This is a genomic window from Sphingorhabdus sp. (assembly GCF_050921905.1).
Classification (GTDB): Bacteria; Pseudomonadota; Alphaproteobacteria; order Sphingomonadales; family Sphingomonadaceae; genus Sphingorhabdus_B.
Map to the genome: position 1 here is coordinate 1067580 of NZ_CP050888.1, position 16217 is coordinate 1083796.

The following is a 16217-nucleotide window of genomic DNA, read 5'->3' on the forward strand; positions in this document are numbered from 1 at the left end:
GCACTGACGGAGGGTGGGCTGCGCCGCGCGCTGAGCCAATTGCCCCCTCCACCCCGCTTCGCGCGGCCCCCCTCCCCGTTCCGAGGAGGATTTAGATGAGCCTCTCCCTCGCCGCCATTTGGCGCATTTCGCGCCGTGACCTGTCCGCGCGTATCCGTGGGCTCCGGTTGTTGGCGATTTGCCTATTCCTGGGCGTCGCGACGCTTGCGGCTATCGGCAGCTTGACCGCTGGCATAGCCGATGAACTATCACGGCGTGGCCAGACGATCCTTGGCGGCGATGTCGAAATCGGGATCGCGCAACGCGCCGCAACGCAGTCGGAAATGGCAGCCATGCGCAAAGCCGGCATAGTGTCCGAAACCATCCGTTTGCGGGCAATGGCCATAGGCGCACAAGTTGGCAGCGACAGCCTGCTCGCCGAGTTGAAAGCCATCGACAATATCTACCCGCATTATGGCGCGTTGACCCTGCGCGATGGCGGCAATGTTAAGGCACCGGCCGAGGGCGAAATCTACATTGGGCAAACCTTGTCCGAACGGCTCGACATTCAAACAGGTGGAACCGTCCGCTTTGGGGAGGCGCGGTTTAAAGTCGCAGGTGTCATCGCCGAAGAACCCGACCGCTTGGGCGAGGGCTTCACGCTTGGTCCAGTAGCCATCATCAACATGAAATCTTTGCCAGATACGGGCCTAATCCAGCCGGGCAGCATGTATGAGGCAAAATACCGCATCAAACTATCCGCGAACGAAGACGCACCCGCCGTAGCAAAGGCACTTGAGGCGCAGTTCCCGTCGGCGGGTTGGGACATTACGGATCGTTCCAACGGTGCACCCGGCACAAGGCGCTTCATTGAGCGTATGGGCCAGTTCTTGACGCTTGTCGGCCTTGCCGCCTTGGTCATCGCGGGCATTGGCGTCGGCAACGGCGTCAGCAGCTATCTCGCCAGCAAGCGCGCCAGCATTGCGACATTGAAGGTTACGGGCGCAGACAGCGGGACGATATTCCGCATCTATATGCTTCAAATCCTGACCGTTGCCGCAGGTGCGGTTATCGCCGGCCTTGCGGTAGGTAGTGTTATGCCTATGGTCATTGGCTGGGTTGCTGGCGACATATTGCCGGTCGCACCGGGCTTTAACCTGCATCCCTTGCCGTTGCTCGTCAGCGCGATCTATGGGCTGTTAATCGCCATTGCCTTTGCCCTGCCGCCTCTCGCCCGTGCGCGCACGGTGCCGGCCGCTGGCCTATTCCGCGCGATTGTGGAAGGCAATGCCCGCATCGACCGGCGCAGCGCGGTGTGGGTGGTCTCGGCTATCCTCGCAATCATCGCGCTTGCGGTGGTGACGGCACGAGAGCCTTTATTCTCGCTCGCCTTTATCGGCGCGGCCTTTGGCCTGCTTTTGCTGCTCACGGGTATTGCGTGGTTGCTGCGCTTTATAGCCTTACGCGTCCCACGGCCAAAGGCACCCTTGCCGCGCCTCGCGCTTGCCAATCTACATCGCCCCGGTGCGCAGACGCAGGCATTGGTTGTGGCGCTTGGCCTTGGCCTCACCTTGTTCGTGACGCTCGCGGCCATTCAAACCAGCATCAACAATGAAATCAAAAACAGCGTCCCCGATCGTGCGCCAAGCTTCTTTGCATTGGATATCCCGCGTGAGGGCGCAGCGATATTCACGCAAATGGTGAAGGACGCCGACCCCAAAGCTACCATCAATATGATTCCTGCCTTGCGCGGCACTATCGTTGAATTTGGCGGCCAGCGTGTGGATCAATTGGAAGAACTGCCCGAAGGCGCATGGATCCTTAACGGAGATCGCGGACTCACCTACAGCAGCGTCCTGCCGAGGGGTAGTGAGATTGTCGCGGGCACATTTTGGCCAGCGGATTATGATGGTCCTGCCTTGGTCAGCCTTGAGGCAGAAGCCGCCGAAAGCTTGGGCGTTGGGGTGGGTGATACCCTGACCATCAGCTTGCTCGGCGTTGAGGTTCCCGCCAAGATCGCATCCTTACGCACCGTCAAATGGGATAATTTCGGCTTAAATTATGTGATGGTGTTTTCGCCGGGAAGCTTGGACGCCGCGCCACATAATATGGTTGCGACTTTGACCGTGTCGAAGCCTGCCGAGCGCATATTGGCAAAATCTATCCCACCCGCATTCCCGTCCTCGTCGCTGATTGAGGTCGGCGAAGTGACGTCGCAGATCACAATATTGCTCACGCAAATGGCGCAGGCCATTGCCGCTGCTGCATCCATCGCCATCTTGGCCGGAATCGCCGTACTCGTTGGCGCGATTGCCGCTGCCCGCCAGTCGCGCATCTATGACAGCGTCATCATGAAAATGCTGGGTAGCACAAGGCGGCAGATATTGGGCGCGCAGGCGTTAGAATATGGGATATTGGCGGTGCTGCTCGGGTTGGTATCGCTGCTGCTTGGCATGTCGGCGGCATATTATGTCGTGGTCGAAATATTCGATTTCAGCTTTACGCCGGATTATTCGATACTGGCGTTGACGCTCATTGGCGGCGCTGGTGCGACCTTTGTGCTGGGTATCGTCGGATCGCTCCCGATCTTAGCGGCGCGGCCATCGGAAGCGCTGCGGAGCCTCTAATCTCCCCATCGACTTGCGATGGGGAGGTGGATTGACCGAGCGTCAGCACGGGCAAGACGGAGGGGCCGCGTACGTTGCTGGCCCCTCCGTCATCCGAAGCTATCGCTTCGGCTGCCACCTCCCCATCGCAAGTCGATGGGGAGGCACGTTACGCATCTTTCGCCAAATGCGTGGCCAACGGCGCAGACAATATCAACTGCGCCATATGATAAATCAGCGTCGGCAGCAGGACCATTCCCGCGATTGCGGGCGGGAATATCGTCGCAGCCAACGGCGCGCCAATGGCGATGCTTTTCTGCCCACCCGAAAACAGCATGGTAATCCGGTCGCCGCGCGGTAGCTTCATGGCCCCGCTTAAGACCCAAGCCCCGCCAAAGCCAACCAGCAGCATGACCGACAAAGCCAATGCCAACCACGCAAGCTCATCACCGCGCACGATGCTCCATATCCCCGCCACAACCGCGCCTGAAAACGCCACATAGACCGCGATGGCAATCGAGATGCGGTCCATCCAAGTCGCCAACTCCTTGTTGCGGTCTACCCATGGTTTGCACCAACTCTGCGCCATCTGGCCGAGCGCAAAGGGCAGGAGCAGAATGAGCGTTATGCGGCCAATCGCCGCGCCTGAAATGTCCGCCTCCCCCACATGCGCCAATACCGCCAAGAGCAAAGGTGACAAAAGTACACCGATCAGATTGACCAAAGCTGCCGCGACAACCGATGCCGCCACATTGCCTTTGGCCAAGGCGCAATAGGCCGCAGCCGACTGCACAGTGGAAGGCAGGATGCCTGTAAACAGCAACCCCAAGGCAAGTGTCGGCGGTAAGATATTGTCGAAAACATGCGACAGAGCCAATCCGGTGGCCGACATCACGCCAAATACGAAAAAGAAAATCGCCCCCTGCAACCGCCAATTGCGCACGCCATTGATCACTTCATGTCGGGGCAAGCGCACGCCGTTCAGGAAAAACAGCAGAAATATCGCCGCCAATGAAATCAATGACGCGACCACTGCCGCTGCGCCCCGAACGGGTAAGACGCTCGCCAACAATATCGTGGCGAGCAGGAGCATGACAAAGCGATCAGCGAAGATACGAGCGAACATCCAAGCGCTTTGACGCTTGCAATCGCGTATTGCAACACCAGCGATGTTGCGCTGCAGCGCATATTGCGTTAATGGCCCGCGAGAATCTGGTGGCATGTGGCCGCTATGAAGACCTTCCAAAAGGCCCATTTCCAAATGTCATTGCGTAACATCGCCATCATCGCGCACGTCGATCACGGCAAAACCACTCTTGTTGACCAACTGTTTCGGCAGTCGGGCACCTTCCGCGACAATCAGCGTATCGAAGAGCGCGCGATGGATTCGAACGATCTCGAAAAAGAACGCGGCATCACCATTCTTGCCAAGTGCACCTCGGTTGAGTGGGACGATCATAAAGGCGAAAAAACCCGCATCAACATCGTCGATACACCGGGCCATGCCGACTTTGGCGGCGAAGTTGAACGCATCTTGTCGATGGTTGACGGCGTCATCCTATTGGTTGACTCATCCGAAGGCGCGATGCCCCAGACGAAGTTCGTAACGGGCAAGGCGCTGGCTTTGGGCCTTCGCCCCATCGTCGTCGTCAACAAGGTCGACCGTCCTGACGAACGTATTCAGGAAGTGTTGGACGAAGTGTTCGATCTGTTCGTATCGCTCGATGCAACGGACGAGCAACTTGATTTCCCTGTGCTTTATGCCTCGGGTCGTAATGGCTATGCCTCGATTGACCCGAGCGCGCGTGAAGGCACGCTCACGCCGATGTTTGAAACCATCGTCAGCCATGTTCCAGAGCCAAAGGCAGATGTTGACGGCGAATTCAAAATGCTTGTCACCTTGCTTGACCGCGACAACTTCCTTGGCCGTATCCTAACCGGCCTCGTGCTGTCGGGTACCGTCAAGGTGAACCAGCAGATTCACGCATTGAACCCGGACGGCAAGATTGTCGAAACCGGCCGCGCTTCCAAGATCATGTCATTCCGTGGCCTTGAGCGCGTTCCTGTGGACGAAGCCAAGGCTGGCGACATTATCTCCATCGCTGGTATGACAACCGCGACCGTTGCCGATACGATTGCAGAGCCGACAGTGACCGAGCCATTGCAGGCGCAGCCAATCGACCCGCCCACCTTGTCGATGCGTTTTTCCGTGAACGATAGCCCCATGGCTGGCCGTGAAGGCACGAAGGTTACGAGCCGCATGATCCGCGACCGCCTGATGCGCGAAGCCGAAAGCAACGTCGCCGTGCGCATCACTGAGGCCGAAGACAAGGATAGCTTTGAAGTTGCTGGTCGTGGCGAGCTTCAATTGGGCGTTCTTATCGAAACCATGCGCCGCGAAGGCTTTGAGCTTGGTATCAGCCGCCCACGCGTGCTGTTCCGCGAAGACGAACGGGGTCAGCGGACTGAGCCTTATGAAACCGTCGTCATCGACGTGGATGATGAATATTCGGGCACTGTCGTCGAAAAAATGGCGGTGCGTAAGGGCGACATGACCGATATGCGGCCATCGGGCGGCGGCAAGACCCGCATCACCTTCAGCGCGCCATCACGCGGTCTGATTGGTTATCATGGCGAATTCCTGTCCGACACGCGCGGTACGGGCATCATGAACCGCCTGTTTGAAAAATATGGCCCGCATCGTGGCCATATTGAAGGCCGCAAAAACGGCGTGCTGATTTCCAACGGCGCGGGCGAAGCAGTTGCTTACGCCCTTGGCCCATTGGAAGAGCGCGGCATCCTGATGGTCTCGCCAGGCGAAGCCTTGTATGAAGGCATGATCATCGGCGAAAATGCCAAGCCAGATGACCTGGAAGTAAACCCGATGAAGTCGAAGCAGCTGACGAACTTTCGTTCGACTGGCAAGGACGACGCCATCCGCCTCACACCGCCCAAGCGCCTGACGCTTGAGCAAGCCATTGCCTATATTGATGACGATGAAATGGTTGAGGTCACGCCGAAAAATATCCGCCTGCGCAAGCGTTTGTTGGACCCCAATGAGCGGAAAAAAGCATCGCGCGCCAAACAGGCGGCATAATGAAAAGGGCGTCGATTTCGGCGCCCTTTTTCTTTGGGCAACGGCCCTCGGTTCCGGCCCTAAATGGCTTCCCCTGCCGCGACGCCGCTGGCCCACGCCCATTGAAAATTATAACCGCCGAGCCAACCCGTGACGTCCACCGCCTCGCCTATGCAATATAATCCTGGCATTTTCTTTGCCTCCATCGTCTTTTGCGACAGGCCGTCGGTGCTGATCCCGCCCAATGTTACCTCTGCCTTGGCATAGCCCTCACTGCCATTAGGCACGAATGGCCAGTTGCCAAGTAGCGCACCCGCACCCACCAATTTCCGGTCGTTTTGGTCGGCGAGGTTGCCGAGTAGACCAATTTTGGCGGCGAGCGCTTCGGCCAACCGCGCAGGCAAGACGCGGTCCAATGTTGACCGCAAAGTCGCGCGTGGCCGTGCGCGTTTTTCGGATAATAACAATTCGGTGGCATCCAGTGATGGCAGAAAATCAATCTCGACTTGGTCCCCCGGCCGCCAATAGCTGCTGATTTGAAGCACTGCGGGGCCGCTGAGTCCCCGATGGGTGAACAATGCCGCCTCGCGGAATGCAGCCTTTCCATGCTTGGCAACCACTTCAGACGATACGCCCGACAGTTCCCGGAACAACACATCATCACCACCAAGCGTTAGCGGGACCAAGGCGGGTCGTGGCTCAACAATTTTCAACCCGAACTGTCGCGCAAGATCATAGGCAAAGGCGGTAGCACCCATTTTCGGAATGCTTGGGCCGCCGGTCGCAATCACCAATGCCGCGCCTTGCGCGTGCACATTGTTGTAGGTCACATGATAGTTGCTGCCATCATGGGTCACTTCACCCAAAGGTGCATCGAACACGAAATCGACCCGGCCACCAAAGCCCGCCGATTTGTCACATTCCGCCATCAGCATGGCGACAATCTGCCGCGCGGAACCGTCGCAGAATAATTGCCCAAGCGTCTTTTCATGGAAAGCGATATTGTGCGCGGTCACCAGATCAATGAAATCCTGCGGGGTATATCGACCCAAAGCTGACTTTGCGAAATGCGGGTTGGACGATAAATAGCGTTCTTGCGCGTGCGTGGTGGTCGCATTCACATTGGTGAAATTACATCGTCCGCCGCCGGAAATAAGGATTTTCTTGCCCGGTCCCGTGGCGTGGTCAATCACCAGCACGCGCTTTGCACGTTGCCCGGCGGTCAAAGCGCACATCAGGCCTGCGCCACCGGCACCAAGGATAATCGCGTCATAGTTGTTTGAATGTACCATTTCGTCCCCCTGCACTGCCCGCGCTATATTGCCAAGTGCGATGCTTTGCGGCACATGGCGCAACATGACTGAAGAAACGAAATCCGCGGGCCCCAACACCCCGCCCGATCACCTGTCGATTAATCCGATGAGCCCGCATTTCGACGGTGACTTGCTGTCGCGTGGTATTGGCATTCGCTTCAAAGGCGAAGTCCGCACTACCGTTGAGGAATATTGCATTTCCGAAGGCTGGATCAAGGTTCAGGCTGGCAAAGCGCGCGACCGCAAAGGCAATCCGTTGCTGATCAAGCTCAGCGGTCCAGTTGAAGCATGGTTTGAAGACCTTGGCGACGACGCGCCCGTGGCGAAGCTTTAGGGTCAGTATCTATTAAATCCTGCCCCTCGCTTTACCGCTTCGGAAAAGCCGAAATCAGCTTGGCCAGTTGGTCGTTGACAGGATCAAGCTGATCATCGGGCGTGTTGCCGAGCCGCACAATCGTTAGTCGATGCTGCGGTGACACCACCACAAATTGCCCCAAATGTCCCAATGCGGCGAAGACGTCCGATGGCGCCTTGCCGGGAAACAGCACTTGATCGCGACCTTCCTTGCGTGTCCGGTTCAACCATATATGCGCGCCATAGCTTGCATCGGTTTTGCTTGGCGTCTTCATAAAGCGCATCCAGCTTGTCGGCATCAATTGTGCGGAGCGCACCGAGCCATTGTTCCGCAAAAATTCGCCAAATTTTGCCCAATCACGCGCGGTGGCGTGGATCAAGCTTCCGCCGAGCATTGTGCCGTTGCGGTCAAATTCAGGTAGGGCGCTTGTCATGCCCAACGGTTCAAACAAACGGCCACGCGCATATTCCAACATCGCATCCCGGCGCACAACGGGATTTTTGCTGTCCGTCAACGACCGCGTCATGATGTCGGCAAGAATATGGCTGGTAGCCGTGCTATATTCGTACTTCTCGCCCGGAACGGCCTCCAAGGGGCGCGTTTCAGCATAGCGTGCAACATCTTCGCGGCCATCGAGAAACAGCATGCGCGGCGTGTCTGCATCAAAAATCTCGACACTGCCTTCCGCCATTTCGGTATGGTCCAGACCCGACGACATATGCAGCAAGTGGCGCAATGTTATCGCCGCACGACCATCGCGGGGCGCTTGCCATTCGGGTACGATTGCGGGTTCATCTAAGGCCAGCCGACCGTCCGCCACCATCATGCCAACCAAGACGCCAGTCACGCTTTTGGCCATGGACCAGCTAATGAGCCTGGATTCCGGTCCATATCCCGGCGCATAGCGTTCGGCGACAACACGCCCGCCATGCATGACGACCAACGCGCGGGTTTCACCAACCAGTGGATCTTCAAAAAAGGGGGCCATAGCAGCGGCAAGCTTAGCTTGGCTAATCACCGCATCATCGACAGCCATGCTAAAGCCCGGTCCAGCAGGCTTTGCGGGTGGCTCAGCGGCGCATCCAGATAGGCTGAGTGCAGCGATGGCACAAAAAGCGGTTGCGGCGAGGTGGATTTTGTTTCTAGGCATAGGTTGTTTCGATTTACCAAATGGAGAGCTTATGGCAACCGCAACTTCGACCCAAAGACCAAAAGCGCCGCATCCGCGGTTTAAGACGTTGAAGATTGTCGTTGCAGTCATCGTTTTGTGCGCGGCCCTGTGGCTGTTGTGGAACTGGAGCAGCATCGAGGGACAGGCGCGGGTTGGCGCAGCTTATGGTGCACATGTCACCTGCTCGTGCCGCTATATCCAAGGTCGCGATATGGCATCGTGTGAAACCGACAAGGAAAAAGGCATGGAGATAGTGCGCTTGAGCGATGATCCCGAAAACAAACGCGTCTATGCATCAGTGCCGTTTCTGGCCGAGGCTGTGGCGGAACGGCGCGGTGCCTTTGGTTGCATCCAATTGAACGCGGCGGAAATCGAGGCGCTTTGAGCTACCGTTTTGCCGGCACAAGAATGAACGCCGAACATAATAATTCGGTCGCGCCCCCGGCGAGGGCGACAAATGCCGGAGCCATTCCGAACCATAAGGCGGCGGCGGCGATAGCAATTAGGCCCGCGCCGAGTATAAGATAAAAGCGCATGCCGTAGACCGTCTGGAACACCAGATAGCGTGCCCCCACGGTCAAGAGGGCAATGGCGAAGAACCAATCAGAATAAGTCCCGCTGACCAGATAGGCGATGGCAAGGCCAATGATGAGGAACGCCGCAGATTGCAGCGCGAGCATCTCCAAAGGGTTCGGCGCGCGCGCGCGGCCGCGATGATATACCCGCCGGGCAAGTAACAGCGACAATGGATGGATTAACATGCCGCCAAAAAACAAAGCGGCCATACCGGAAAACAGGTCGACATAGAAAGTGACCGCCCCTGCGATCACCCATACCAGCCCGGATACGAAAATACCGACCCCGCCGTTGACATAAGCCCGGCGCATGTCGCGTTGTGCTTCCCTCAAATGCATCCTGACCCCCCCTTTCAGTAACGCGGACATTTTTAAGCGGCAGAGGCCATCTCCACCGCCAGTGTCTCTTTGATCCAGCCGCCACCAAGCACGCGGTCGCCGTCATATAATACGGCCGCCTGTCCCGGCGCAACGCCATATTCGGGCGCGTCAAAACGAAGCCATTCGCCATCCAGACGCGCAGGCACAGGGCGGGACATAGACCGCACCTTTGCCATGACCGGCCGGTTGCCGATATCGGAGAGCCAGTTGGCATCAATGATACGCGCGGCTTGAACGGCAAGCGCCGCACGCGGCCCGACAATCACACGCTGCGTCGCGGCATCAAGGCGGATGACATATAAGGGCACCGGCTGCCCGCCAACCTCAAGTCCTTTGCGCTGCCCAACGGTGTAATGGATGAGGCCCTTGTGTTGGCCCAGAATGCGGCCATCCAGATGGACAATATCCCCGCCGACTTCGGCATCAGGCCGAATTTTTCGGACAACGCTGGCATAATCACCATCGGGTACAAAACAGATGTCCTGACTATCGGGCTTCATCGCCACGATTAACCCCATTTCCTGCGCAATGGCCCGAACGTGCGGTTTAGGCATGCCGCCCAAGGGAAAGCGGAGATAATCCAATTGGTCTTGCGTGGTCGCAAACAGAAAATAGCTTTGGTCGCGTGCCGGGTCGGCGGCGCGGTGCAGTTCGGCTCCATTTGGCCCTTCGACGCGGCGGACATAATGGCCGGTACTAAGGCAATCTGCACCCAATTCCCGCGCGAGGCGGAAAAGATCGGTGAATTTCACGCCCATATTGCATCGCACGCACGGAATCGGCGTCCGGCCCGCCATATATTCATCGGCGAAATGGTCGATCACCGATTCGCGAAAGCGGCTTTCATGGTCAAAAACATAATGCGCAATGCCAAGCTTATCGGCGACGGCGCGTGCGTCGCGTATGTCCTGTCCGGCGCAGCATGCCCCTGCCCGTTTTACGGCGCTCCCATGATCATAGAGTTGTAATGTGACGCCAATAGTTTCCGCGCCCGTGCGCGCTGCGAGCGCCGCCACAACCGAGGAATCAACGCCGCCCGACATGGCAACGACGATCCGCTTACCTGTAAGGTCAGGGCCAAGTTGGAAATCAGAATGATATATGTCATCGGTCATGGGATTGCCTCCCTAGAAGCTTCGTCGGCGAATTGCCAGTTTTCTGAAGGGTTTCCAAGGACCATATCATTGTCACCCCGGATCAAAAGCTGAAGGGCGTTAATCTGTCTTAACAACGATTGATCGGCGCCTTTACCACCTGTTAGACTTTATGCGGGTAAGCCCGTCGCATGAAAATAAATTTTCCCCATCACGCGCTGCGTAAATATGCGCAGACCAATGTGGACAAGGCCGAAGGCGTGCTCGACGCGGTGCGTGCGCGGCAGGCAAAAAGTCCGACCGTGCGTAGTTTGCGTCGTGCAGAACATGGCAACATTGCCGATGGCGACAATCTGGCCGCGCGCATTCACTGTTTCGCCGCAGAGCCAGACACGGGAATAGCAGTAAGGGGTTCCTTTTGGCAAAAAGCGGAGCAACAAAAATGAATGAACAACCCGTTTACCAATCCGCTTCATTCAATATCAAAAATCGAATGCTATTTCCTGCCGGAACAGGAAAAACATCCAACCTTGTCGGGCACGGAGCAGAAAAAAGTCATGATTGAAAATCAAAAATTCCGTCCGTCGCAAGTCATTGGCCCCTTGGGTGAACCACTCACCCTCGACAGCCTGCCGCCTCCGGGCACGACCCGATGGGTTGTCCGCCGCAAGGCGGAGGTCGTGGCTGCTGTCAATGGTGGTCTGTTGTCCATCAACGACGTCTGTGAACGCTATTGCCTAACGCTTGAGGAATTCGCATCGTGGCAGCGTGCGGTCGACCGGTCGGGAATGCCCGGTCTGCGGGTAACCCGCATTCAACATTATCGCTGCCTATATGAACGGCAGCAAAAATACTGAACTGAAACGTCGCATGGGTAAAATCGGCAATTACTACGGCCATTTAACGCTGCCTTATGCGGTAAACTATTCTCCTTGCACATGCGTATAACGCCCCGCAGTCGGCTCTGCGTGGTTCTTCTTGATGTTGTTTGTCGAAACTTAGGGTTAGGAGCTATTGTTACGCATGGGCATTTGCGATATTCCATGCGCTGTTAAAGCGTTTATCCTGTGGCGTTCTGCGGCTTGCGGACAGTGACTTATTGGGGTAATACAGCCATAATATGAACAAATTGGGGGCGTATGCTTTCCCCGCATTTATTATTTGGAACCCCGGTATGAATTACGAAACGACGATGAGCGCTACGCTAAATGGTGAGATTATGCAGGACAACCGCGATCGGAACCAGCGTCGGGTCCGCATTGCAACCATCATCGTGGCAATACTGATTATAGCGGGGGCCGCTTATTATTTCTTCGGTAGCGGCTCCACTGCGCCCGTTGATGCCGATAAGGCTGGCCAAGCGCAGACCGTGACCGTGGTAGCTCCGGGCCGTGATAGCGTGGTGCGCGCGATTAACGCGACCGGCACATTGGCCGCACGCCGCGAAATTCCCGTCGGCGTCGTTGGTGAAGGCGGACGCGTGCTACAGGTGTATGTCGATGCAGGCGACTGGGTGACACAAGGCGAAGTCTTAGTGAGCGTTGACCGTTCGGTGCAAACGCAACAGGCCGCCGCGCTTGAGGCGCAGATCGGCGTCGCTCGCGCAGACCTGCAGCTTGCCCAAAACGAACTCGACCGCGCGGCGCAGTTGGTTGAGCGTGGTTTTGTTTCCAAGGCAGATGTTGATCGCAAGACCGCAACCCGCGACGCCGCCCGCGCGCGCGTGAGTGTCGCCAACGCGCAACTGGCCGAAACCCGGGCCCGCAATGCGCGGCTTGATGTCCGTGCCCCGGTTTCGGGCTATGTGCTGGAACGCAATGTGGAGACCGGGCAGACGGTGTCCGCAGGCAGCGGCATATTGTTCCGCATCGCCAAGGATGGCCAGTTGGAGCTTCAGGCAAAGCTGAGCGAAGATGATCTGGCGCAGATCGCCGTCGGCATTCCTGCTTCGGTGACGCCTGTTGGCGTTGATCGGGTGTTTGAAGGCAATATCTGGCAAATTTCGCCGATGATTGACGCACAGAGTCGTCAGGGCTTGGCGCGTGTTGCCTTGCCATTTGACAAGGCATTGCGCCCCGGTGGATTTGCCTCGGTAGAAATCAAATCGGGCGCAATGACAGCGCCGGTTCTGCCTGAATCCGCCGTTCAAACCGGCCGCGAAGGCAGCTTTGTGTATATCGTCGGCAAAAATAACAAGGTGCAGCAGCGCCTGGTGAAGCTTGGCCCAGTGACCGCCAATGGCTTGATTATTGAAGAAGGCTTGGACGGTAGCGAACGCGTCGTTCTGTACGCGGGCGGCTTCCTCAACCCGGACGAAACGATCAATCCCAAACTGTTGAAAAAACAGTAAGTCGTTGGGCCATTCGGGATATAAATCATGAATTTTAATAACATTTCTGCATGGTCCATCCGCAATCCGGTGGTGCCGATCGTCTTGTTCCTCGCACTCACCCTTGCCGGAATCATGTCGTTCCGGAATATGGAAGTGCAGAATGAACCTGATATTGAATTCCCGGTTGTTGTTGTCTCGATTTCGCAACCCGGCGCTGCGCCAACCGAAATCACCACACAGATAACGCAAAAGGTCGAATCCGCGATCCGCAGTGTGCAGGGCGTTCGCAACATTGATGCCAGCTCAAGCGAAGGTAACACGACGGTCAGCGCCGAATTCGAAATTGGCGACGACATCAATGCCGCCGTCAGCGAAGTCAAAAACGCCGTCGACCAAATCCGCAGCGACCTGCCCGATGGCATATTGGAGCCGCAGATTTTCAAGGTTGCTACATCCAGCGAACCAATCGCCTATTTCGCGGTCGAAGCCAGCGACATGACGCTGGAGCAGCTCAGTTGGTTCGTGGACGATAGCGTTGCACGCCGCTTGCTCGCTGTCGAAGGCATGGCCTCGGTCAGCCGCAATGGCGGCGTAAACCGTGAAATCCGCGTCGTCCTTGACCCTGCGAAAATGCAGTCACTGGGCGTAAGCGCGAGCGCGATTAACGCGGTCCTGCGACAACAAAATATCAACGCATCGGGTGGTCAGTCGCAAATTGCCGGATCACGCCAATCGGTCCGCGTGCTTGGCAACGCCACCGACGCCTTCGCGCTGAGCCAGACGCAGATTAGCCTTGGCGGCGGGCGCTCGATCAAATTGGCCGATGTCGCCGAAGTTACGGACGGCTTCAGCGAACAGAAAGCCATGGCCTTTGCGGGCGGCAAACAGGTCGTCACCTTCGCCATGTCGCGCGCCAAGGGCGCGTCCGACGTCACCGTCTTCGATGATGCGATGGTCAAAATCGCGGAAATCGAAAAAGAAAATCCCGGCATCAAATTCGTTACTTTGTTCAACAGCGTAGATTACACCAAGGGCCAGTATAAAAGCTCCATGGCCGCGATGATCGAAGGCGCGTTGCTTGCCATCGTCGTCGTTTTCCTGTTCCTGCGCGATTGGCGGGCAACGATTATTTCGGCGATTGCCATTCCGTTGTCGGCCATTCCAACTTTCTGGTTTTTGGACCTTTTGGGCTTCACGCTGAACACCATGTCGCTCTTGGCGCTTGGTCTTGTGGCCGGGGTATTGGTCGATGACGCCATTGTCGAGATTGAAAACATCGTCCGGCATATGCGGATGGGCAAATCGGCCTATCAGGCGTCGATTGATGCCGCCGACGAAATCGGCCTTGCGGTGGTTGCGACGACATTTTCGATTGTCGCGGTGTTCCTGCCCGTTGGCCTCATGCCCGGCGTTGCTGGACAATTCTTCAAGAATTTCGGTCTGACGGTGGTCGCTTCGGTTCTGATGAGCCTTGCCGTGGCGCGGATGATTACGCCAATGATCGCGGCCTATTTCCTGAAAGCCGACGGCATGGCCGAACATGGCGAAGCCAGTTGGATCAACCGATATATGAAAATTTTGCGCTGGTCGCTTGGTCACCGCCGTTGGATGATGGGCATTGGTGCACTGGCGCTCGCGCTGACGGTCGTCTTGCTTGTCGTCCTGCCAAAGCAGTTCTTCCCCGATGGAGATTCCGATTTCAGCCGTATTCGCATCGAAATGGTGCCCGGAACCACGTTGGAGCGCACGCGTGAGATCAGCAGCGAAGCCGCGGCAATCGTCGAGCGGCAGCCTGAAGTCAAAACGGCATTGCAAAGCGTGCGCGAAGGCGGCGCCAGCATTTTCATCACCTTGCATGAGGACCGGGCCCGGACCAGTCAGGAATTCGAAGAAGATCTAACGCCTTTGCTCACGAGAATCGCCGACGCACGCGTGACGTTTCAGGCCAATGGCCCGGACGGCGGCGGTGGCGGTTCTGGCCGTGACGTTTCAGTCATGTTGTCAGGATCAGACCCCAGTATGCTTGACCGGACGGCGGCAACGCTTGTCGAGCAGATGAAGACGCTGCCCGAATTGCGCGCGCCGCGAATCTCCGCTGATTTGCAGCGTCCCGAATTGATCATAACGCCGCGTAATGACCTTGCGTCGCAGCTTGGCGTATCGACCGCGGCGCTCAGCCAGACAATCCGCGTTGCGACGCTTGGCGATATTGATCAGAATAGCGCAAAATTCTCGCTGTCGGATCGTCAAATCCCGATCCGCGTCATGCTCGCTAAGGAATCGCGTCAGGACTTGGATGTTATCCGCAACCTGCCCGTGCCATTGGCGAGCGGCGGGTCTGTGCCGCTGTCCCGCGTGGCGGATATCAGCTTTGGCGCTGGCCCAACCTCGGTTCAACGTCGAAACCAGAATTTCCGTGTCTTCATTGGCGCGGATTTTGCGCCCGGTATCGTTTCGTCGGAGGCGGACAAGAAAATCAACAAGCTTCCTATCATGAAAAATCTGCCCACCGGCGTGTCCCGCGCACCTTTCGGGGCGCAGGAATGGGAGGCGGAAATGCAAAAAGACTTCATGGTCGCCTTGGTGTCCGGAACATTGTTGGTGTTTGCGGTGCTGGTGCTTTTGTACCATCGTTTCATGTCGCCTTTGGTCAACATGGGTTCGTTGCTGCTCGCACCATTGGGCGGCTTGCTGGCGCTTGCCTTGGTTGGCCAACCAATATCTATGCCGGTGTTCATCGGCGTTTTGATGCTCTTTGGCATCGTCGCGAAAAACTCGATTTTGTTAATCGACTTTGCGATTGAGGAAATGGCACGCGGCGTGCCCAAATTCCAAGCGATTATGGAGGCTGGGCATAAACGCGCGCAGCCGATTGTCATGACCACCGTTGCCATGACCGCCGGTATGGTCCCCACCGCGCTTTCGTTGGGCGGTGACGGCCAATGGCGCTCGCCCATGGGCACAGTCGTCATCGGTGGCTTGATCGTGTCGACCTTGCTGACCTTGCTAATCGTCCCTGCGGGTTTCAGCCTGGCCGACGGGTTTGAAAAGCGCGTTGGGCCATGGCTGCGCACGCGATTGCTGACCTATGACCCCACAAAGCATAAAGAGAATGTTGCAGAGCCCGCTAAGCCGACGGACACCCCCCCGGGCAAAGGCGACCTGGGCGGACTTCAGCCAGCCGAGTGAAATGGTGGCAGCGCCGCCACTTATCGTCGTCATCCTGAACGCGTTTCAGGATGACGACGGGTGGCGTTTTTTACACACTCCTTTAAGGTCAGCCGTGTGAAAGCTATAAACCAACTCGGCCTGTCGGAAAAAGCGCGTTATGCGGA

13 protein-coding genes are annotated in these 16217 nt (G+C 57.1%); 8 read left to right on the forward strand and 5 right to left on the reverse strand.

Annotation, left to right across the window (positions count from 1 at the left end; translation table 11 throughout):
- The first annotated feature begins 95 nt into the window (after window positions 1-95).
- Window positions 96-2606 carry an ABC transporter permease gene (locus HEQ18_RS05140; protein ID WP_432815765.1) on the forward strand — a complete coding sequence of 837 codons (2511 nt, stop codon included), beginning with the start codon at window positions 96-98 and terminating at the stop codon, window positions 2604-2606.
- A gap of 148 nt (window positions 2607-2754) precedes the next feature.
- Here the strand turns inward: HEQ18_RS05140 and HEQ18_RS05145 are convergent, their stop codons facing one another.
- Window positions 2755-3711, reverse strand: coding sequence for a bile acid:sodium symporter family protein (locus HEQ18_RS05145; protein WP_432815766.1), 957 nt, complete (start codon window positions 3709-3711; stop codon window positions 2755-2757).
- Between the two features lie 135 nt (window positions 3712-3846).
- On the opposite strand from HEQ18_RS05145, the gene typA reads away from it, so the two are divergent.
- Entirely contained in the window at window positions 3847-5682 is a 1836-nt protein-coding gene (gene typA / locus HEQ18_RS05150; protein WP_296199373.1) for a translational GTPase TypA, read from the forward strand.
- Between the two features lie 59 nt (window positions 5683-5741).
- Here the strand turns inward: typA and HEQ18_RS05155 are convergent, their stop codons facing one another.
- A complete protein-coding gene (locus HEQ18_RS05155; RefSeq protein ID WP_432815767.1) occupies window positions 5742-6953 on the reverse strand; it encodes an NAD(P)/FAD-dependent oxidoreductase in 1212 nt (403 codons plus the stop codon).
- 64 nt (window positions 6954-7017) lie between these two features.
- Between HEQ18_RS05155 and HEQ18_RS05160 the strand changes: the two genes are divergently transcribed.
- Window positions 7018-7308 carry a DUF3297 family protein gene (locus tag HEQ18_RS05160; RefSeq protein WP_295490542.1) on the forward strand — a complete coding sequence of 97 codons (291 nt, stop codon included), beginning with the start codon at window positions 7018-7020 and terminating at the stop codon, window positions 7306-7308.
- A gap of 31 nt (window positions 7309-7339) precedes the next feature.
- Here HEQ18_RS05160 and HEQ18_RS05165 read toward each other — a convergent pair whose 3' ends face one another.
- Window positions 7340-8479, reverse strand: coding sequence for a serine hydrolase domain-containing protein (locus tag HEQ18_RS05165; protein ID WP_432815768.1), 1140 nt, complete (start codon window positions 8477-8479; stop codon window positions 7340-7342).
- 31 nt (window positions 8480-8510) lie between these two features.
- Between HEQ18_RS05165 and HEQ18_RS05170 the strand changes: the two genes are divergently transcribed.
- Entirely contained in the window at window positions 8511-8885 is a 375-nt protein-coding gene (locus tag HEQ18_RS05170; protein WP_432815769.1) for a hypothetical protein, read from the forward strand.
- 1 nt (window position 8886) lies between these two features.
- On the opposite strand, the gene HEQ18_RS05175 is transcribed toward HEQ18_RS05170, so the two are convergent.
- Together HEQ18_RS05175 and mnmA are read right to left on the reverse strand one after the other, a co-directional pair.
- Complete coding sequence (locus HEQ18_RS05175) at window positions 8887-9414, reverse strand: DUF7010 family protein (protein ID WP_432815770.1); 528 nt, start codon at window positions 9412-9414, stop codon at window positions 8887-8889.
- Window positions 9415-9446: 32 nt separating this feature from the next.
- On the reverse strand, window positions 9447-10571 hold the full coding sequence (gene mnmA, locus HEQ18_RS05180; protein WP_432815771.1) for a tRNA 2-thiouridine(34) synthase MnmA: 1125 nt from the start codon (window positions 10569-10571) through the stop codon (window positions 9447-9449).
- Between the two features lie 170 nt (window positions 10572-10741).
- On the opposite strand from mnmA, the gene HEQ18_RS05185 reads away from it, so the two are divergent.
- The 4 genes from HEQ18_RS05185 (at window position 10742) to HEQ18_RS05200 (ending at window position 16071) form a co-directional block, all read left to right on the forward strand.
- Window positions 10742-10996 (forward strand): hypothetical protein, encoded by a 255-nt coding sequence (locus HEQ18_RS05185; RefSeq protein WP_432815772.1) that lies wholly within the window; start codon window positions 10742-10744, stop codon window positions 10994-10996.
- Window positions 10997-11107: 111 nt separating this feature from the next.
- A complete protein-coding gene (locus HEQ18_RS05190) occupies window positions 11108-11407 on the forward strand; it encodes a DUF1153 domain-containing protein (protein ID WP_432815961.1) in 300 nt (99 codons plus the stop codon).
- Between the two features lie 317 nt (window positions 11408-11724).
- Window positions 11725-12900 (forward strand): efflux RND transporter periplasmic adaptor subunit, encoded by a 1176-nt coding sequence (locus HEQ18_RS05195; RefSeq protein WP_432815773.1) that lies wholly within the window; start codon window positions 11725-11727, stop codon window positions 12898-12900.
- A gap of 27 nt (window positions 12901-12927) precedes the next feature.
- Window positions 12928-16071: an efflux RND transporter permease subunit gene (locus HEQ18_RS05200; RefSeq protein ID WP_432815774.1), complete on the forward strand. Its 3144-nt coding sequence runs from the start codon at window positions 12928-12930 to the stop codon at window positions 16069-16071.
- The last annotated feature ends 146 nt before the right edge of the window (window positions 16072-16217 follow it).

Bases quoted from the DNA above. Each gene is read 5' to 3' on its own strand.
- HEQ18_RS05185 (WP_432815772.1), top strand. From the start codon at position 10,742: ATGAAAATAAATTTTCCCCATCACGCGCTGCGTAAATATGCGCAGACC.
- HEQ18_RS05195 (WP_432815773.1), top strand. From the start codon at position 11,725: ATGAATTACGAAACGACGATGAGCGCTACGCTAAATGGTGAGATTATG.
- HEQ18_RS05175 (WP_432815770.1), bottom strand. From the start codon at position 9,414: ATGCATTTGAGGGAAGCACAACGCGACATGCGCCGGGCTTATGTCAAC.
- HEQ18_RS05190 (WP_432815961.1), top strand. From the start codon at position 11,108: ATGATTGAAAATCAAAAATTCCGTCCGTCGCAAGTCATTGGCCCCTTG.
- typA (WP_296199373.1), top strand. From the start codon at position 3,847: ATGTCATTGCGTAACATCGCCATCATCGCGCACGTCGATCACGGCAAA.
- HEQ18_RS05140 (WP_432815765.1), top strand. From the start codon at position 96: ATGAGCCTCTCCCTCGCCGCCATTTGGCGCATTTCGCGCCGTGACCTG.
- HEQ18_RS05155 (WP_432815767.1), bottom strand. From the start codon at position 6,953: ATGGTACATTCAAACAACTATGACGCGATTATCCTTGGTGCCGGTGGC.
- HEQ18_RS05160 (WP_295490542.1), top strand. From the start codon at position 7,018: ATGACTGAAGAAACGAAATCCGCGGGCCCCAACACCCCGCCCGATCAC.
- HEQ18_RS05165 (WP_432815768.1), bottom strand. From the start codon at position 8,479: ATGCCTAGAAACAAAATCCACCTCGCCGCAACCGCTTTTTGTGCCATC.
- HEQ18_RS05145 (WP_432815766.1), bottom strand. From the start codon at position 3,711: ATGTTCGCTCGTATCTTCGCTGATCGCTTTGTCATGCTCCTGCTCGCC.
- HEQ18_RS05200 (WP_432815774.1), top strand. From the start codon at position 12,928: ATGAATTTTAATAACATTTCTGCATGGTCCATCCGCAATCCGGTGGTG.
- mnmA (WP_432815771.1), bottom strand. From the start codon at position 10,571: ATGACCGATGACATATATCATTCTGATTTCCAACTTGGCCCTGACCTT.
- HEQ18_RS05170 (WP_432815769.1), top strand. From the start codon at position 8,511: ATGGCAACCGCAACTTCGACCCAAAGACCAAAAGCGCCGCATCCGCGG.